Here is an 18,562-nt window from a genome sequence, read left to right as displayed (position 1 = left end):
TCACGCGCAATGACTGAGACTGAACTGATCCGCTGGCTGCAGGAATGGGTGGCCCAGACCGCCGAGGCCGCCGACGTTACTGGTGCCGATTCGGTCGATCCGGCCAAGTCGCTCGAGGCCTACGGGTTGTCGTCTCGTGATGCCGTGGTGCTCTCCGGCGAGCTCGAGCGCACGCTCGGCCGCCGCGTCGACCCCACTATCGCCTACCAGCACCCGACCATCCTCTCCCTGGCCAAGGCGCTGACTGTGCCCGAGCAGCCCGAGCAGCCCGAGCCGAAGGGGGGCGTGAGTGAGGGGGCGAGTGGGCGTCGTGAAGCACTTGCCCCGGCGCAGCGCGACATCGCGATTGTGGGTTCGGCCGGCCGCTTCCCGGGCGCGAAGGATCAGGCGGCGTTTTGGCAATTGCTTGTCGACGGCACCGTGGCCACCGGCCCGCTGCCCGAAGGCAGGTGGAGCGAGTACACGGGCGACCCTTACCTGCGCACCAAGATGGCGGAGGAGTCCACGGACGGCGGCTACCTCGACGACATTGCGTCCTTTGACAACGAGTTCTTCGGCCTGTCGCCGCTCGAGGCCACCAATATGGACCCGCAGCAGCGCATCATGCTCGAGGTCGCGTGGGAGGCGCTGGAGGACGCGCACATCCCGGCCGACTCGCTGCGCGGCGCGCAGGTCGGCGTGTTCGTGGGCTCTTCGGCAAATGATTACGGCATGCTCATGGGCGCCGACCCGGCGCAGGCGCACCCGTACGCGCTGACCGGCTCGGCGAGCTCGATTATCCCGAACCGCATCTCCTACGCTTTCGACTTCCGCGGCCCGTCCATGAACGTGGACACCGCCTGCTCGTCCTCGCTGGTCTCCGTGCACCACGCGGTGCGCGCGCTTCGCGACGGCGAGGCGGACGTGGCCCTGGCCGGCGGCGTGAACATCCTGGCCAACCCGTTCGCGTCCCTGATGTTCTCCGAGCTGGGCGTGATCAGCCCCACCGGGCGCATCCACGCCTTCTCCGACGACGCGGACGGCATCGTCCGCTCCGAGGCCGCCGGTTTCGTCGTGCTCAAGCGGGTGGAGGACGCGATGGCGGACGGCGACGAGATCCTCGGCGTGATCAAGGGCTCCGCCACGAACTCCGACGGCCACTCCAACGGCCTGACCGCCCCGAACCCGGACGCGCAGGTAGACGTGCTGCGCCGCGCCTACGCGGACGCGGGCGTGGACCCGCACGAGGTGGACCTCGTCGAGGCCCACGGCACCGGCACCATCCTGGGCGACCCGATCGAAGCCACCGCGCTGGGCGAGGTGCTCGGCCGGGGCCGCGCGGCCACGGAGCCGCTGCTGCTCGGCTCGGCGAAGTCGAGCGTGGGCCACTCCGAGTCCGCCGCGGGCGTGGTGGCTCTGATCAAGGTGATCGAGGCGCTCAAGCACGACACCATCCCGGCGAGCGCGAACTTCACCGCGCCGAACCACTTTGTGGACTTTGACGCGGAGCGCATCGAGGTCGTGCAGGACCCGCGCGAGTGGCCCCGGTACTCCGGCCGCCGCGTCGCGGGCCTGTCCGGCTTCGGTTTCGGCGGTACCAACGCGCACGTGGTGGTCACCGACTTCGACTCCGCTGATTATGAGCCAGCGGACACCGAAAACACCGACGCCGCCGCTTTCGTCGCCGGCGCCGCCGAGCAGGTCGCGCTGCCAGTCTCCGGGCTGCTGCCTTCGCGCCGTAAAGAGGCCGCGGCCCAGCTCGCGGACTTCCTGGAGGGGCGCGCCGACGCGGACCTCGCGCCCATCGCCCGCTCGCTGGCCAAGCGCAACCACGGCCGCTCCGCCGCCGTCGTGCAGGCCGCGACCACCGAGGAGGCCGTGAAGCGCCTGCGCCAGGTGGCCGACGGCAAGATCGGCCCCGGCATCGTCGCCGCCGACGCGCCGGGCGCGGTCGGCCCCGTCTTCGTCTACTCGGGCTTCGGTTCGCAGCACCGCAAGATGGCCAAGCAACTGCTCGACGCCTCCCCGCTCTTTGCGCAGCGCATGCGTGAGCTCGACGAGTACGTGCAGTTCGAGGGCGGCTGGTCCATGCTGGACATCATCACGGACGACGGCCAGACCTACGACACCGAGACCGGCCAGGTCACCATCACCGCGATCCAGATCGCGCAGACCGACCTGCTCGCCGCCATGGGCATTACCCCGGCGGCAACCATGGGCATGTCCATGGGCGAGATCGCCGCCGCCTACGCCGCGGGCGGCATCTCGGACAAGGACGCCATCCTCATTGCCACCCAGCGCGCCCGCCTCATGGGCGAGGGCGAAGCCATGATCGCCGGCACCGACCAGGAGGGCGCGATGGCGGTGGTGGAGCTGTCCCGCGACCAGCTCGCCGAGTTTATCCAGGCCCACCCGGAGGCCGCGGGCGTGGAGCCCGCCGTCTACGCGGGTCCGGGCATGACCACCGTCGGCGGCCCGGGCAAGGCCGTGGACTACATCGTGGACGCGCTGACCAAGGAAGAGAAGTTCGCCCGCAAGCTGAAGGTGCGCGGCGCGGGCCACACGAGCGCGCTCGACCCGATCCTGGGTGACCTGGCCGGCAGCATCGCCGGCATCGAGCCGCATCCGCTGACCGTGCCGCTGTTCACCTCCGTGGACCGCGGCGAGGTCTACCCGGCGGGCGCGGTCGTGCACGACATGGACTACTTCCTGCGCATGACGCGCCAACCGGTCTACTTCCAGGACGCCACCGAGGCCGCCTTCGCCGCGGGCCACACCACCCTGGTGGAGGTCACCCCGAACCCGGTCGCGCTCATGGGCATGATGAACACCGCGTTCGCCGCGGGCAAGCCGGACGCGCAGCTGCTGTTTACCGCCAAGCGCAAGGTGGATGAGGTTGGCTCGCTGCTGGATCTCGCCGCCAAGCTCTACGTCGGCGGCATGCCCGTGAAGTTCGCGGGCTTCTACGGGGAGGGCTCGCTTATCGACGCCCCCCGCACCGCCTTCCACACCAACTCCTACTGGACAGCCGCCCGACCCTCGGCGGCGGGCGGGTCCCTGCTGGGCGCCAAGGTCCGTTTGCCCGGCGGGAAGGTCGCCTTTGCTACCCAGGCCGACCAGGTCTTTAGTCCCTACCAGCTCATCGAGGCCGCGGCGGCCGAGGTGCTCCCGGGCGCCCGCGTCGTGGCGAGCGAGGAGCACAGCTACCTGCCCGCCGACGGCGAGGTCACCACGGTGGTCCAGCCGAGCCTGGGCGGCGCGAGCGTGAAGGTATTCAACGAGGACACGCTGCTCGCGGAGGGGTTTGTCACCACGCTGTCGCTCGGCGGCGATGAGCAGCTCGCGGGCGTGGCGGAGATCGCCCCGACGGGTGACGCCGCCACCGCACCGAGCGCGAGCGAGGGTGCCGCAGGCGCCGAGGGTGTCGAGGCCGTGCGCTGGGACCCCGCCTCCGGCGAGACGGTGGCGGACCGCCTGCGCGGCATCGTCTCCGAATCCATGGGCTACGACCCGGAGGACCTGCCCGACGAGCTGCCGCTGATCGACCTCGGCCTGGACTCGCTGATGGGCATGCGCATCAAGAACCAGGTGGAAAACGACTTCCAGATCCCGCCGCTGCAGGTGCAGACGCTTCGCGACGCCTCCGTCTCCGACGTCATCCGCATCGTCGAAGAGGCCGTGGCCGGCCGCGAAAATTCCGCACAGGCGGAAACTCCGGCCGCGGCACCGGCGGAGCCCAGCACGCCTTCCGCACAGGCGGAATCCGCCGAACCGGCGCAGGGCGTCGGCGTGGCCCCGCGCGACGCCTCCGAGCGCATGGTGTTCGGCGCCTGGGCGAAGTACGCGGGGAAGGCCGCAGCTGGTGTGACGTCCCCGTTGGCGTCGATAAGCGAGGCCCAAGCGCACGACATTGCCAACCACCTCACCGAGCGCTCCGGCATCGAGGTCACCGCGAAGCAGGTACTCGAGGCGGAGACGCTGGAGCCGCTGGCGAACATCGTGCGCGAGGGGCTCGAGACCGAGGTTGAGGGCAACATCCGCGTCTTCCGCGACGGCTCCGACGAGGTCAACCCCGTCTTCGTGTTCCACCCCGCCGGTGGCTCGTCGAGCGTGTACGCGCCGCTGGCCCGCCGCCTGGGCGACAACGTGCCGGTCTACGGCGTGGAGCGCCTCGAGGGCTCGCTTGAGGAGCGTGCTGCGGCGTACGTGAAGGACATCACCGAGCTGGCGAAGGGCCGCAAGGTCGTGCTCGCCGGCTGGTCCTTCGGCGGCGCGCTGGCCTACGAGGTCGCGCACCAGCTAGGCAATGAGAAGATCGACTTCATTGCGCTTTTGGACACCACTCAGCCCAGCGAGCCGATCCCGGACACGCCGGAGGAGACGAAGGCGCGCTGGGGCCGCTACGCCGCCTTTGCCAAGGAGACGTACGGCCTGGACTTCGAGGTGCCCTACGACCTGCTCGAGACCGCGGGCGAGGACGCGCTGCTGGAGATGCTCACGCAGTTCCTCGCTACGACCGACGCCTCCGAGCACGGCCTGGCCGCCGGGGTGCTCGAGCACCAGCGCGCCTCCTTTGTAGACAACCAGATCCTCAACCACCTGGACTTCACCCGCTGGGCCGACGTGACCGTGCCCGTGCTGCTGTTCCGCGCGGAGCGCATGCACGACGGCGCGATCCAGTTGGAGCCGAACTACGCGCACATTGACGAGGACGGCGGCTGGGGCGCTATCGTGGACGACCTGACCATCGTGCACCTTCCCGGCGACCACCTCGCCGTGGTGGACGAGCCCGCGGTGGGGATCGTGGGCAAGCACATGAACGATTGGATTGAGCATGACAACCGCCGATAAGCTTGCTGACCTGCGCGCACGGCTGGAAAAGGCCCAGGACCCGGGCTCGGAGCGTTCGCGGAAACGCCGCGACGACGCCGGCCGCACGACTCCGCGCCAGCGCATCGCCGCCCTGCTTGACGAGGACTCCTTTGTGGAGATCGGGGCGCTCGCGCGCACCCCGGGTGACGACAAAGCCGTCTACTCCGACGGCGTGGTGACCGGCTACGGGCGTATCGACGGCCGCCCGGTGGCGATCTACGCGCACGACAAGACCGTCTACGGCGGTTCTGTCGGCGTGACCTTTGGCCGCAAGGTGGTCGAGGTGATGGAGTTTGCCATCAAGATCGGCTGCCCCGTCATCGGCATCCAGGACTCGGGTGGCGCCCGCATTCAGGACGCGGTGACGTCGCTGGCCATGTACTCCGAGATTGCGAAGCGCCAGCTCCCGCTGTCGGGCCGCAGCCCGCAGATCTCCATCATGCTGGGCAAGTCCGCCGGTGGCGCGGTCTACGCCCCGGTGACTACCGACTTCGTGGTCGCCGTCGATGGCGAATCCGAGATGTATGTGACCGGCCCGAACGTGATCCGCGAGGTGACCGGCGAGGACATCACCTCCGCAGAGCTGGGTGGCGCGCGCGTGCAGGAGCAGTCGGGCAACATCCAGGCGGTGGTGTCCACCGAGGAGGAGGCCTTCGACTACGTGCGCGACCTCCTCGCGCACCTGCCTACCTCGACGTTCGACCCGGCCCCGCAGGTCGACGCGCCCGCGGACGAGGAGCTCGACGACAGCGGACTGGACTCTTTCATGCCCGACGACACCAACGCCGGCTACGACATGATGGACCTGCTGGTCCAGCTCGGCGACGACGAGGACCTGGTGGAGATCCAGGCCAACTATGCGGAGAACCTCATCTGCGCCTTCGGGCGCGTCGACGGCCGCGCGGTCGGCTTCGTGGCCAACAACCCGATGTACCAGGCCGGCTGCATCGACGCCGACGCCGCGGACAAGGGCGCGCGCTTCATCCGCACTTGCGACGCCTACAACATCCCCATTGTCTACGTGGTGGATACCCCGGGCTACCTGCCGGGCGTGCAGCAGGAGCGCGAGGGCCTGATCCACCGCGGCGCGAAGTTCGCCTTCGCGGGCGTGGAGGCGACCGTGCCCAAGGTCGCGCTGATTGTGCGTAAGGCCTACGGCGGTGCCTACGCGGTGATGGGCTCGAAGAACCTGTGCGGCGACATCAACCTGGCGTGGCCCACCGCCCAGATCGCGGTGATGGGTTCCTCTGCTGCCGTGGTGATGATCCAGGGCAAGCAGCTCGCCGCCATCGAGGACCCCGCGCAGCGCGAGGCGATGAAGAAGATGTTCGTGGACTTCTACGACGAGAACATGACCTCGCCATACGTCGCTGCGGAGCGCGGCTATATTGACCAGATGATCGAGCCGAGCGAGACGCGCATTGCTTTACGACGAGCCCTGCGCCAGCTCTCCACCAAGCGGGAGTCCGATCTGCCGAAGAAGCACACGATCAGCCCGCTGTAACGAAATGGTTACGGTGCCGATAGGCTAACCGTACGATCTCCTCACCAGAAAGGTATAGCTTCGATGCTCTCTTCCACCCTCGATCTCGTCGGCGACCTGATCAGCATGCTCGTCTGGTTTGTCAACGGCATCCAGACCGGCGACCCGATGTACAACTTCGGCTCGAGCTTCTAGCCCTTCTTTGCCACCAGCTTGGCAATGCCGCGCCAGCCAAGCATGAGCAGCGCCGACATCGTGGTCGCCACGATGATGAAGGACCAGTGGGGGATGGACTGGTTCCGAATACCCCAGATCACCAGGCCGGTGATGACGGTGACCGGCCAAATGATGCCGCCCTTGTTGTCTCGGGCGATGAGCCAGCCGAGGGTCACGCCCAGTGCGAATGGCCACAGCGTGGACAGCCAGCCCGTGAAGTTGAGGGGCATCTCCTCGGTCTGGTGCGCGGCGCGCGCGAGCAGCGCAAATACCGCGATAGCGACGTAGTCAGCGGCGATGGCGTACGGCTTCGAAATCGTTTTCTTCATACCCGCCATGCTAGCGCCTCGCGGTACTGAAAACACCGCGCCTAGAATACCGAGTCGTTCCACCAGCGGCGCTCGGGCGTGCCGGCGCGGGAGCCTTCGCTATCCAGCTTGATGCCCATCACCTGGTGCAGCTCCACGATGTCGTGCTCGAAGCCCCACTCGGAGCCCGCCATGTACATGCCCCAGAGCTTGGCCGTGTTCAGCCCGACGAGCTCGACCGCCTCGTCCCAGTGTTCCTTAAGGTTCTCGCACCAATCGCGCAGCGTGCGCATGTAGTCGAAGCGGAGGTTCTCCTCGTGGACAACCTCGAACCCGTGGTCCTGCATCTTGCGCACGATAGTGCCGGAGCCGGTGAGCTCGCCGTCCGGGAAGATGTAGCGGCCGATGAAATCGCCCTTGTTCGTCTTGTGGTTGTCCGGGAACGTGATGCAGTGGTTGACCATCACGCCGCCCGGGCGCAGCTTGCTGGAGAGGAAGTCGAAGTAGGAGGCGTAGTTCTTTACCCCGATGTGCTCCATGAGCCCGATGGAGGAGACCGCGTCAAAGCCGGACTCGGTGACGTCGCGGTAGTCCAGGTGACGTACCTCCGCGAGATGCTCGAGTCCCTCCTCCTTGATCTTCGCCTGCGCCCATTCGGCCTGTTCCTTGGACAGGGTGACGCCGAGTGACTTCACGCCGCGCTTGGCGGCGTAGCGCACCATCGTGCCCCAACCGCAGCCGATGTCCAGGTGGCGGTCGCCCGGCTTGAGGTGGAGCTTTTCAAAGACGAGGCGGAACTTGTTTTCCTGGGCCTCGTCCAGACTGGCGTCCTCGGTGGGGTAGTAGGCGCAGGTGTAGGCCATGGACTCGCCGAGGAACAGCTCGTAGAAGTCGTTGCCCACGTCGTAGTGGGAGGAGATGACCTCCGCGTCGCGCTCCTTGGAGTGGGGCGTGAGGCCCTCGCGAACGGTGCGCTCAAACCAGGAGGCCTGCTCCGCCTCCGGCACGGGCTGGATCTGGAACGCACCCATGCCGCGCAAGGAGCGCACGATGCTCCAGAGTTCCTTTGGGTTCGGGCGCTTGTAGTGGGCGTAGAGGTTGCGCAGCTTATCAAACACCGCGTACGGGTGTGCTAGGTGCTCGCCCTCGACCCCGAGTCCGCCGGTGACCCAGGCGCGCGCCAGGCCGACGTCGCCAGGTGCGGTGGCGATGTAGGACAGCCCCTCCGGGCTGTTCACGCGCACCGTGTGCTCCGCGCCCACCGGCCCTGTGGAGGATCCGTCGAACGCTTCCCAGCGGAACGGGTTGTACGTGGGGAACAGGGTATCCACGATGTCGGCCACGGTCATTGGTACGAACTTGCTCATGTGCTTTCTTCTCCTGTGCGCTGCGGTGTGCGCTATGCGTTGTTGACAGTTTTTTCAAACAGGCCCGGGAAGCGTCGGTCCGGGTCGTACGTGGCCTTCATCCGCTCTGGCAGGTCGCCGCCGTAGAGGCGTTCGAACTCGGGTCGGTCGTAGAAGGCCTCGGAGTAGAGCGACTTGTGGCCGCCCAGCTCGCTTACTTTGCGCTCGATCACCTTGTTAAAGGCGCCCGGCTCCTGGGCGGGCGAGACGTGGTCGGCGGGCACACCCGACCAGAACCCGACGTTGACCCAGGTTGTGCCCGGTTCGAGCGGGTAGAGCGGCCACGGGGCGTGCTCAGGCAGACCAAGCTGTGAGAGCGCAGCCGAGTCGCTGCGCAACCTGATGGGGCAGAGCCAGACGGGCTCGATCTCGCTGGCTTGGAAGAACCAGTCGACGAACTCGGCGACATGTGCGTCGGTGACCTCGATGTCTTGCACGACGCGCTCGGTGCGCGGCAGGTTCTTGGGCTTTTTGAGGAAGCGGTATTCCAGATCGTACTTCTTGTCCAGCCCGACCAACTTCCAGTAGAAGGCGCTGCGTCGCAGCTCGCGGGGCCAGAACCGGCGCACCTTCGGGCGCTGCGTGCCAAAGGCGCGCGAGCACCAGAACCAGTCGGTGTCCCAGCGCCAGATGTAGTCGCGGATCGTGAGGAAGTCGTGCGTGATGCCCTCGGGGTGCTGCAGGGAGCGGTAAAAGATCGCGTCGCGCGTGTAGTCGGAGGTGCCCGGGGCGTCGTCGGCCTGGAAGGCGAGCACCAGGTACTGCTCTTCCGGGGAGAAGGCTACGCCGTCAAGCCCGTGCACCGTGCGGCCGTCCCACGATCCGGAGGCGGAGACGGCGCTGAGCGCTTCCTGGAAGTCACGCAGGGAGTGGAAGCGTGCGTGCTGCAGCTCCACGTATGGCGCGACGTACTCCAGCTCGATCTTCAGGCGCACCGCGTAGCCGAGGGAGCCGTACGAGTTGGGGAAGGCGCGGAAGAGGTCCACGTTCTCCTCGCGTGAGCAGCGCACAATGTCGCCGGTGCCGGTGAGCACGTCCATCTCGATGACAGACTCGTGTGGCAGGCCGTTGCGGAAGCTGGTGGACTCCACACCCATGCCGGAGACGGCGCCGCCGAGTGTGATGGTCTTCAGCTGGGGGATGACCAGGGGTGCGAGGTGGAAGGGCAGGGTGGCGTCGACAAGCTGCTCGTACGTGCACATCCCCTGGACATCCGCGGTTTTAGCAACCGGGTCGATGGCAATGACCCCGCCGAGGCCGCTGACATCGAGGCCAGCGCCGGGCTCGACGCGCTTGCGAAACAAATTCGACGTGCGCTTAGCCAGGCGGACGCGCTCGCCCGCGGGGACCTGCCGGAAGCTCGCCAGCAGGGTCTCCACGCCCTGGCTGTGCGCATGCCAGCCCACTGGAGTGACTCGTTCTCCGTCGACGCTGCGCACGCCAGCGAGGGACCTTGCGAGACCATCAGATACGCTCATGTGTTGCACGATAGACCCATCGTCTGGACTTCGCGCGGCGGGGGGAGCGCGCCTAGTCGCGCGGCGCTCCGAGCATGTAGCCGCGCCCGGCGTAGCAGACAATGTGGACAACCCAGCCGATTGCGGTGATGAGTGCGAAGGAGATGATGCGGTAGATGAGGGTGGCGGCGGTGGCGTCGACAAGCGTCATGCCCGCTGCGACGAGCGAGGCGGCAGCGGCGGCCTCGACGGTGCCGACCCCTCCCGGGGTGACTTGGGCGGCGCCGGCGAGCTTAGTCATGATGAACGCGAGCGTGACCCCCATGAGGCTCGCCCGGTTGAGCTCCGCGTGGAGTCCGGGCGCGTCGCCGACGACGGACCAGACGCAGAAGTAGAAGACCACGACGTCTAAGAGCCGGTTGCACAGGGAGCAAAACGCGGAGGAGAAGAACTGGCCGGCGGTCATGCGGATCTGGGAGACCTGCGTGATCACGTCGGCGACCTTGCCGCGCACGGAGCCGGGGAGGAAGCGGGTCCAGCGGGTCAGCAGTGCCGGGTGGCGGGTGGCCCAGAACATGGCGACGATGACGAGGACGGTGAGCACGATCGACGTGCACAAGGTAGCCGCGGACAGGTCGGCGCCGAGGAAGAGGACGGCGGCGAGCCCGATCAGCGCCATCCACACCGTGGAAAGCGCGCCCGAGATGACGAAGAACCAGCCGCACAGGCCGGGGGACGCGCCCCAGGAGCGTTGGACGCGGTAGGTCAACCACGCGGAGAGCGCGGGGCCGCCGGGCAGGGTGGTGGACCAGGCGTTGGAGCCGAGCGTGAGCGCCGTGGTGCGCGCCATGTCCGTGCGCTTGGCGTCGACGTTGAGCAAGATCTTCATCACCGCGGCCATGGCGACAATCGCGCCAAACGCGGCGACGACGGCACCGGCGATCGGGCCGGGCGCGTGAGCGACGGCGCGGCGCAGGGCTCGCCACGAGTCCGCGAGGAAGTCGAGCTCTTCCCAGAACGCGGCGACGAGGAGTGCGAGCAGGACGAGCGGCGCAAGCCAGCGCACCCACCGCATCACCTGCGCGCGGCTACCGTTCGAGCTCACGCTTTTGGATGTACTCGAGGGCCTTGCGCTCCTCCAGCTGGCGCATGAGCTCGCGGAACGGGACGAGTTCGTGGTTCTCTTCCACCGAGACGCCGGCGCGGCCTGGGTGGGTTTCCGGGTCGTCGGCGGGCTGCGCGGGTGCGGCAGGCGCGGGCTGGCTGCCCGCGGTGCCCGCGCTGCTCTCGCCGCCTTCACCGAGGGAGGCGTAGGCGCGCTTGACCCAGCGGGGCGCCCACCAGTTGTCCTCGCGCAGCAGGTGCATCACCGCGGGGACGAGCAGGAGGCGGATGATCGTGGCGTCGAGCGCCAACGAGAAGATCATGCCGAAGGCGATGTACTTCATCATCACGATGTCGCTCATGGCGAAGGCGGCCGCGACCACGATCATGATGGCGGCGGCAGCGGTGATGATGCCGCCGGTGTGTGCCGTGCCCTCCTTGATCGCTTGGTCGGTGGACGCGCCGTTGTGGCGGGACTCCACCATGCGCGAGACCAGGAAGACCTCGTAGTCCGTGGAGAGTCCGTAGAGGATGGCCACGATGAGCACGAGCACCGGGCTCATCAGCGGGCCCGCGGTGAAGTTGAGCAGGCTCGCGCCGTGGCCGCCGACGAAGACGGCGGTGAGGAATCCCAGCGTGGCACCGATGCCCAGCACGTTCATGATCACGGCCTTGGCCGGCAGGATGAGCGAGCCGAAGAGCAGCGCCATGAGCAGGAAGGTCGCGGCGACCATGTACAGCGCCATCCACGGCAGGCGGTGGAGGAGCGCCTCGATGGACTCGACCTCCATCGCCGGTGTGCCGGAGACGTACGTCTGCACGCCCTCCGGGACGTCCAGGCCACGCAGCTGGTCCACGACCTCTTGGCCGCCGTTGCGGTCCGCCAGCGGGGCGGAGAGGATCGTGGTGCCGTCCTGGGTGGGGTGCGAGGGCTTCAGCGGTGAGGCCAGGCCGGAGACCTGGCGCGTCTGCATGACAATGTTGCCCAGCTGCTCGTTCGACGCCCCGGTCACCACCAGCTTCACCGGATCCGTGCGGAAGGCGGGAAACGCCTCGTTGAAGGCGTCCTGCGACTGGCGGGTCTCCTGCGACGGTGGCAGGTAGGACTCGTTGATGCCGCCGAAGGTGATGCCCACCATCGGGGCGGTGATGAGGAACAGCAGGGCGGTGATGCCCACGACCACCTTCTTGGAGTTGCGCATGGCCCACGCCGGGATGCGGTACCAAACCGTATCCTCCAAACGACGGGCCTTGCGGCTTGTGCGGCGCACCGACCACATGTCGATGCGTGTGCCCAGCATGCCGAACAAGGCCGGCAGCACCGCCACGGAGATCACCGCGGCGAGGACGACCGCGCTGATCGCGCCGTATGCCACGGACTTCAAAAACGCCTGCGGGAACATGAGCAGGCCGGACAGCGCCACGCCCACCATGAGCGCGGAGAAGAAGACGGTCTTGCCCGCCGTCGTGGTGGTCACCGCCACCGCTTCTTCCACGTCCAGGCCGCGGTCGAGCTCCTCGCGGAAGCGGGAGACCATGAACAGGCCGTAGTCAATGGCCAGGCCCAGGCCCAGCAGCGTGATCACGGACTGGGAGAAGATGTTGACCTGCTGGAACTGCGCCAGGACGGACAGCAGCGAGAGGGAACCAAGGATGGACAGGATGCCCACGATCAGCGGCATCGCCGCGGCGACCACGCCGCCGAAGACGAAGAGCAGGATGATGGCCACGAAGATGAGGCCGACCTTCTCAGCACGGGCGATGTCGTTGGCCATGCCGTCGTCCAGTGCGTCGGCCACGGCGGTTGCGCCGGCGATCTGCACGGTCGCGTCGCCGGGCAGCTCGATGGCGCGCAGGTCCGGCTCGATCGCGCGGAAGTCCTTGAGCGTTTGCTCCCCATCACCTTTCAGCCCGATTGCGGCGAACGCTTGGGTGCCGTCCGCGGTCACCTGCTGCTGGTTTTGCTTGGCAAAGTAGCTGGTGACGTGGTCGATCTGCTCCGGGTGCTTGTCCTGGAGGGCAGAGATTTGGGAATTCGCGGCGTCGATGAGCGCCTTGTCCTGCACGCCACCGGGGGCCGAGACGAGCACGATGACATCGCCGGCGTTGTCGCGGCCGAACGTGTCCTGCTCGATCTGCGCGGCGGCCGTGGATTCGGCGCCGGGGTCTTCCCAGCCCTCCTGCGAGAGGCGGTCGCCCAGCTTGGCGCCGAAGAGGACCTGCATCACCAGGATGATGGCAATGACCACCAGCGGGATGACCCGGCGGTGGCGGAAGGCGACGCGGCCCCACCTGTAAAACACGAGGGAGGCCTCCTTAGTCGCGGTTGTGCAGCAGCGCCGACAGCGGGCGGAACGGCTGCATCCAGGCGCCGCCGTCCGGCAGGTGGTCCAGGTTGACGCGCGGCAGCGGCTCGCGGAACACGCCCGGGATGTCTTCCAGGTCCACAAAGTCCACCGCGTCAGAGTTCACGGCCCACGAGGCGTGCTCGTGGAAGCCGAGCACCTGCACTGGGATACCCTCTGCGGCGAGCTCCTCGATGCGCTCCTGGAAGTTCTGCCCGTCCGCGGAGGCCACCACGAGGCCGCGCAGGACGCCCTCTTCGTAGCGGCGCTCGATGTGGTCCAGCATGTCCTGGTCCACGTCCGAATCCTCGTCCACCTTCGGCTTGGCAAAGACAGCGAAGCCGACGTTGCGCAGCGCCTCCACCCAAGGGCGCACCGCCTCGGTGTTGCCGGGGGAGACGTTGGTAAACACGGTGGCCTCGGGCTCGACCTGCGTGCCCGTCTCCGCGGAGCGCTCGTCCGCCTCACCGACCAGCCAGCGGCCGATCGCGTCGAAGCGGGGACGGTAGGCGGCGGTGGGGCGGCTACCCAGGATGGCGCCGAGCCCCATGTCCAGGTTCGGCGCGTCCCACACCAGCAGGTAGGACTCCGGCCCGGCCGGTGCGCCCTCGGTGTACGGGTGCGTCTTGTCCTGCAGAACCATTGGTTACTTCCTCTCCCAGAGGTACTCGCGGATCACGTGGTCCTTGTTCAGGCCCTTGCCCTCAAACTTAGTAATCACCTGGCGGTCCGTCAGCAGCGGGGCGTCCGGCCACGGCCAACCCTTGTACTCCAGCAGCGGCTCCACATCCACCAGCTCGTCGATCCACTCGGCGTAGTCCGCGTGGTCGGTGGCCACGTGCAGCACTCCGCCGGGCTTAAGGCGGGTGGCGATGAGGTTGAGCGTGCCCGATTGGATGATGCGCCGCTTGTGGTGGCGCGCCTTGGGCCACGGGTCTGGAAAGAAGACGCGTACGCCGTCGAGCGAGGCTTCCGGGAACATGCGCGCCAGCACCTCCACGCCGTCGCCGCGCACCATGCGTACGTTCTCAATCCCGCCGCGCACGACCGCGCCGAGCAGCTTGGCCAGGCCGGGCTTGTATAGCTCCACCGCGATCACGTTGGTGTCCGCCTCCAGCGGCGCCATCGCGGCGGTGGAGGTGCCGGTGCCGGAGCCAATCTCCACAATCGTGGGGTGGCCCGCGCGCCCGAACCACTCGTCCACGTCGATGTGCCCGTCCGTCTCGTTCGTCAGCACCGTGCCCAGGTGCGGCCAGTGCTCGTTGAACAGGGCCTCCTGGTTCTCCGTGAGCGTGCCGCGGCGGAAGGTCACCGAGCCGAGCCGCGGGTAGTCCAGCCCGGTGCCAAAGTCAGTTTGCAGCGGGCGCCCGGCGGGCAGCTCGCCAGTCCCCTCGCGGGGAGTTTGGGAAAAATCAGCGTTATTCATTGTGTTTATTGTCCACATGACGTGCGGTGACGCAAGTTTGTGAGGGGCTTTCGTGCGCTTATCGACGCCCCCTTGCCACCCCATTCCAGGGGGAGGCGCCGCGCAGGTCGGGCAACGGTGTCCGTTTGACCCCCGCGCGGTCCCCCGTTTGCCCAGTGTGCCGCGCTGTTTCGGGCTTGTTTTACGGCGGACGTATACCCCCAAACGGGGAGGTGGTGGCCCCAAATCCGCGCGCGAATGTATGGTGTACGTCACTTCAGGGTGTAGCGTTCTACCTGGGAAAACGTGGATTTTATTCGGCGCGCCCGCGATTCAGATACGCTGGAAATCCCGAGGATTTGTGCGGGGACGCAAAGCGGACGTGAACTATGAAGGAGAGCACATGACCACTGCAGTGAACCGTTTGGAGGGTACGGCTCCGACGGACAATGAAGCACTTATTGCCTGGGTAAACGAGTCGGTCGAGCTGTTCCAGCCCGACAAAGTGGTCTTCGCCGACGGATCCCAGGAGGAGTGGGACCGCCTGGCCGCAGAGCTGGTTGAGAAGGGCACCCTGCTCAAGCTGAACGAGGAGAAGCGCCCGAACTCCTTCCTGGCTCGCTCCAACCCCTCCGACGTTGCCCGCGTGGAGTCCCGCACCTTTATCTCTACTGAGGAAGAGGAGGGCGCCGGCCCGACCAACAACTGGATGAAGCCGTCCGCGCTCAAAGAAGAGATGCTCGAGCACTTCTCTGGTTCCATGAAGGGCCGCACCATGTACGTGGTGCCCTTCTGCATGGGCCCGATTAGTGATCCGGACCCGAAGCTCGGCGTCCAGCTCACCGACTCCGCCTACGTGGTCATGTCCATGCGCATCATGACCCGCATGGGTCAGGAGGCCCTGGACAAGATTGAGGGCGACAAGTTCGTCCACTGCCTCCACTCCGTCGGCGCTCCGCTCGAGCCGGGCCAAGAGGACGTTGCGTGGCCGTGCAACGACACCAAGTACATCTCCCAGTTCCCTGAGACCAAGGAGATCTGGTCCTACGGTTCCGGCTACGGCGGCAACGCCATCCTGGCCAAGAAGTGCTACGCGCTGCGCATCGCTTCCGTGATGGCCAAGGAGGAGGGCTGGATGGCCGAGCACATGCTCATTCTCAAGCTCACCAGCCCGGAGGGCAAGAACTACCACGTCGCTGCGGCGTTCCCGTCGGCGTGCGGTAAGACCAACCTGGCCATGCTCACCCCGACGCTGGAGGGCTGGACCTCCGAGGTCGTGGGCGACGACATTGCGTGGCTGCACCTCAAGGAGGACGGCCTGTACGCCGTGAACCCGGAGAACGGTTTCTTCGGCGTTGCGCCGGGCACGAACTACACGTCCAACCCGAACGCGATGCGCTCCATGGAGCCGGGCAACACCCTGTTCACCAACGTTGCGCTCACTGATGATGGCGACGTGTGGTGGGAGGACATGGACGGCGAACCGCCGGCCCACCTCATCGACTGGCGTGGCAACGACTGGACCCCGGACTCCGCCGAGAAGGCGGCGCACCCGAACTCCCGCTACTGCGTACCGATCAAGCAGTGCCCGACCGCTGCGCCGGAGTTCGACGACTGGCGTGGTGTGAAGCTGGACGCAATCCTGTTCGGTGGCCGTCGCCCGGACACCGTCCCGCTGGTCACCCAGGCACTGAGCTGGGAGCACGGTACCCTCATCGGCGCGATGCTCTCCTCCGGCCAGACCGCTGCCTCTGCGGAAGCAAAGGTGGGTTCCCTGCGCCACGACCCGATGGCGATGCTGCCGTTTATCGGCTACAACGTGGGTGACTACTTCCAGAACTGGCTGGACATGGGCGAGCGCGGTGGCGACCGTCTGCCGTCCATCTTCCTGGTCAACTGGTTCCGCCGCGGCGAGGACGGTCGCTTCCTGTGGCCGGGCTTCGGCGAAAACTCCCGCGTGCTCAAGTGGGTCGTGGAGCGCATCGAGGGCAAGGTCGGGGCCGAGGAGACCCCGGTTGGCCACACCGCACGGGTGGAGGACCTGGACCTGACCGGCCTGGACACCCCGGCCGAGGACGTCAAGGAGGCGCTCTACCCGGATCCGGAGCTGTGGGCTCACGACGTGGCGGACGGCCGCGAGTACCTCGAGGGCCTCGGCTCCCGCGTACCGCAGGAACTGTTCGACCAGCTCGATCAGCTTTCCGAGCGCGTGAAGGCAGCGCGCAGCTAGCCTGCTGACGCAAAAGGCCCGCCTGTTTGAATGTGAACTGGCGGGCCTTTTGTTATGCGGATTTTGCGGCGAGTGCTGTGAGCCCCGTTCTGTGCTGTATCCCGTGCGCTTAAGTCGACACGCCGAGAAAAGCACACATTTTGTCGCTTAACCCGAAAATTTACTCGGCCCGGCCCCAGTAGAAAAAGAGGAAAGGCCTACAGGCGCAAATTGTCCTGTAGACCTATCCTCACTCATAGCGAGGGACCTTGTCCTCACTTTCTTGACCTCCAATTTACCCATGGAAAGGTTCAACGCAAGTTACTCGAGGTCCAAGCATCGCTCTGGTAGACGGTGTTTGCGGTCTAAAAGGGCGACTGAAAGGAAAGCGTATGCAATCGTGACGTGTCGCCGCGTCGTGTTAGCAGATCCCGCAAATCCGAAAGTGAAGTGGGACAGTCGGGGTTTCACGATGCTGCTTGTAAACTGTCCTGACGCTATTGCACAGTAATTTTGACAACTTGCGGTGCGTCGAAGCTCTTTACTATCGCGTGGCCTTCCAAACGCTTTTTACCGGAGGAAAGGGCACTAACACTGGGGCATGATGCGTCAATGCGTTCTTCGCCGGGCTTGAGCTCCCAGTAGTAGACGGAATTCTTGTCGGTGTAGTGCACTTTCTCCTGGCGCAGGCCTCCGAGTGCGCATACACCTGCTGTCTTTCCATCCACCGTGACGACCTGGATCACAGACTTCTCGCCGCGGGGCTCGACGGTTGGTGCTTTCGAGGAAGATTCCCCAACTGCGATAGCTGTCACGAGGGAAATCAGGGCAATCACGCTGGCTAGAAGCGCTCCCACCGTGTGTGGGGTGAAAGGAATCTGCTTCATTGCAGCTTGAAGTTGGGATGGGAGTTGCATTGCGGTCCTTCTCTTTCAGGGAGCTCATCGATACGGGCTGCTACTGTCGGCCGCCTCGGGGTAAGTATCTATCACGCACCCCGTAAAAGCAATGGAATCTGGCGAGCCTATCCGCGCAGCACAAGCACCAGGTTCGAAACCGCGAACTCTCGGAGGACGGGCACGCGCGAAAGCCACCACGCCCAATGCGGGTGGTAGCGCGGGAAGGCGGTGAGCAAGCGGCCGGTTGATTCCGCCCACTTGAGCCCTTCGCGGGCCGAGACGGAAAACAGGGAGGTCCCCCACACGTTCTTGGGCGGCCTGCCGTGTCTGCGCTCGTAGCGCCGGCGCGCGAACTCCCCGCCCACGTAGTGCTCCCACAGACCGGTCTCGTGGCCGCCGAAGGGGCCTAGCCACACGGTGTAAGACAGTACGACCAGGCCGCCGGGTTTGACCACGCGCAGCATTTCCTCGCCCATAGCTCGCCAGTTGGGGATGTGTTCGGCCACGTTGGAGGAGTACACGAGGTCGAAGGAGCCGTCGGCGAAGGGCAAGTGCGCCCCGTCGCCGCGCACCGCGCCGAAGCCGGTGAGCCCCGCGGCGGAAAGCTCGGAGACGTCCGGCTCCATCCCGACGTAGAAGGTGTCCGCAAAGGCGTCGGCGAAGTAGCCGGGGCCGCCGCCGACGTCCAACACGGCACGTCCGGTGAGGCCGGCTGGGCTGGGGGCGGTGGTGTCCTGCCACAGGGCGTCGAGAAGCGAGCGGGTGTCGCGCGCCAGGCCGGAGTAGAACACGGCGGGGCGGAACTGCTCGTAGGCAAACGAGCGCAGAAGGCGCAGCGAACGTGCCAGGGTGGCCAGGCGGCGGGTACGGTACATAGCA

General features: G+C 66.6%; 12 protein-coding genes. 3 read left to right on the top strand and 9 right to left on the bottom strand.

What is annotated here, in order from left to right; all coding sequences use genetic code 11:
* Positions 1–9: 9 nt before the first annotated feature.
* A complete protein-coding gene (pks13, locus tag EAW56_RS07375; RefSeq protein WP_122085911.1) occupies positions 10–4,830 on the top strand; it encodes a polyketide synthase Pks13 in 4,821 nt (1,606 codons plus the stop codon).
* Positions 4,814–6,355 carry an acyl-CoA carboxylase subunit beta gene (locus tag EAW56_RS07370; protein WP_122085909.1) on the top strand — a complete coding sequence of 514 codons (1,542 nt, stop codon included), beginning with the start codon at positions 4,814–4,816 and terminating at the stop codon, positions 6,353–6,355. Before pks13 ends, EAW56_RS07370 begins: the two co-directional genes overlap by 17 nt.
* A gap of 170 nt (positions 6,356–6,525) precedes the next feature.
* Here the strand turns inward: EAW56_RS07370 and EAW56_RS07365 are convergent, their stop codons facing one another.
* From EAW56_RS07365 to trmB, 7 genes are read right to left on the bottom strand one after another with little or no spacing between them, the layout of a single operon-like run.
* Positions 6,526–6,879 (bottom strand): DUF3054 domain-containing protein, encoded by a 354-nt coding sequence (locus tag EAW56_RS07365; protein ID WP_240511736.1) that lies wholly within the window; start codon positions 6,877–6,879, stop codon positions 6,526–6,528.
* A 41-nt stretch (positions 6,880–6,920) separates the two neighbouring features.
* Positions 6,921–8,225 (bottom strand): SAM-dependent methyltransferase, encoded by a 1,305-nt coding sequence (locus EAW56_RS07360; protein WP_122085907.1) that lies wholly within the window; start codon positions 8,223–8,225, stop codon positions 6,921–6,923.
* A gap of 32 nt (positions 8,226–8,257) precedes the next feature.
* Entirely contained in the window at positions 8,258–9,742 is a 1,485-nt protein-coding gene (locus EAW56_RS07355) for an FAD-binding oxidoreductase (RefSeq protein ID WP_122085906.1), read from the bottom strand.
* 52 nt (positions 9,743–9,794) lie between these two features.
* Positions 9,795–10,826 (bottom strand): lysylphosphatidylglycerol synthase transmembrane domain-containing protein, encoded by a 1,032-nt coding sequence (locus EAW56_RS07350; protein WP_244213381.1) that lies wholly within the window; start codon positions 10,824–10,826, stop codon positions 9,795–9,797.
* Complete coding sequence (locus tag EAW56_RS07345; protein ID WP_122085904.1) at positions 10,810–13,128, bottom strand: MMPL family transporter; 2,319 nt, start codon at positions 13,126–13,128, stop codon at positions 10,810–10,812. The genes EAW56_RS07350 and EAW56_RS07345 overlap by 17 nt, the downstream gene beginning before the upstream one ends.
* A 13-nt stretch (positions 13,129–13,141) precedes the next feature.
* Positions 13,142–13,813 (bottom strand): NYN domain-containing protein, encoded by a 672-nt coding sequence (locus EAW56_RS07340; RefSeq protein ID WP_095275712.1) that lies wholly within the window; start codon positions 13,811–13,813, stop codon positions 13,142–13,144.
* 3 nt (positions 13,814–13,816) lie between these two features.
* On the bottom strand, positions 13,817–14,596 hold the full coding sequence (trmB, locus tag EAW56_RS07335; RefSeq protein WP_122085903.1) for a tRNA (guanosine(46)-N7)-methyltransferase TrmB: 780 nt from the start codon (positions 14,594–14,596) through the stop codon (positions 13,817–13,819).
* Between the two features lie 382 nt (positions 14,597–14,978).
* Here trmB and EAW56_RS07330 point away from each other — a divergent pair, with 382 nt between their 5' ends.
* A complete protein-coding gene (locus tag EAW56_RS07330; RefSeq protein ID WP_122085901.1) occupies positions 14,979–16,805 on the top strand; it encodes a phosphoenolpyruvate carboxykinase (GTP) in 1,827 nt (608 codons plus the stop codon).
* Between the two features lie 476 nt (positions 16,806–17,281).
* Here EAW56_RS07330 and EAW56_RS07325 read toward each other — a convergent pair whose 3' ends face one another.
* Positions 17,282–17,701: a hypothetical protein gene (locus tag EAW56_RS07325; protein WP_133064877.1), complete on the bottom strand. Its 420-nt coding sequence runs from the start codon at positions 17,699–17,701 to the stop codon at positions 17,282–17,284.
* Positions 17,702–17,808: 107 nt separating this feature from the next.
* Positions 17,809–18,558 carry a class I SAM-dependent methyltransferase gene (locus EAW56_RS07320; RefSeq protein ID WP_122085899.1) on the bottom strand — a complete coding sequence of 250 codons (750 nt, stop codon included), beginning with the start codon at positions 18,556–18,558 and terminating at the stop codon, positions 17,809–17,811.
* Positions 18,559–18,562: the final 4 nt, after the last annotated feature.

The organism is Corynebacterium gottingense (genome assembly GCF_003693265.1).
In the GTDB taxonomy this organism is placed as follows: domain Bacteria; phylum Actinomycetota; class Actinomycetes; order Mycobacteriales; family Mycobacteriaceae; genus Corynebacterium; species Corynebacterium gottingense.
Note: the sequence above shows the minus strand (reverse complement) of the source record. Positions and strands in the feature narration are given on the sequence as shown.

What these genes read in the sequence shown, in the direction of transcription:
- pks13 (WP_122085911.1), top strand. Translation starts at nt 10, where the DNA reads ATGACTGAGACTGAACTGATCCGCTGGCTGCAGGAATGGGTGGCCCAG.
- EAW56_RS07370 (WP_122085909.1), top strand. Translation starts at nt 4,814, where the DNA reads ATGACAACCGCCGATAAGCTTGCTGACCTGCGCGCACGGCTGGAAAAG.
- EAW56_RS07365 (WP_240511736.1), bottom strand. Translation starts at nt 6,879, where the DNA reads ATGAAGAAAACGATTTCGAAGCCGTACGCCATCGCCGCTGACTACGTC.
- EAW56_RS07360 (WP_122085907.1), bottom strand. Translation starts at nt 8,225, where the DNA reads ATGAGCAAGTTCGTACCAATGACCGTGGCCGACATCGTGGATACCCTG.
- EAW56_RS07355 (WP_122085906.1), bottom strand. Translation starts at nt 9,742, where the DNA reads ATGAGCGTATCTGATGGTCTCGCAAGGTCCCTCGCTGGCGTGCGCAGC.
- EAW56_RS07340 (WP_095275712.1), bottom strand. Translation starts at nt 13,813, where the DNA reads ATGGTTCTGCAGGACAAGACGCACCCGTACACCGAGGGCGCACCGGCC.
- trmB (WP_122085903.1), bottom strand. Translation starts at nt 14,596, where the DNA reads ATGAATAACGCTGATTTTTCCCAAACTCCCCGCGAGGGGACTGGCGAG.
- EAW56_RS07330 (WP_122085901.1), top strand. Translation starts at nt 14,979, where the DNA reads ATGACCACTGCAGTGAACCGTTTGGAGGGTACGGCTCCGACGGACAAT.
- EAW56_RS07325 (WP_133064877.1), bottom strand. Translation starts at nt 17,701, where the DNA reads ATGCAACTCCCATCCCAACTTCAAGCTGCAATGAAGCAGATTCCTTTC.
- EAW56_RS07320 (WP_122085899.1), bottom strand. Translation starts at nt 18,558, where the DNA reads ATGTACCGTACCCGCCGCCTGGCCACCCTGGCACGTTCGCTGCGCCTT.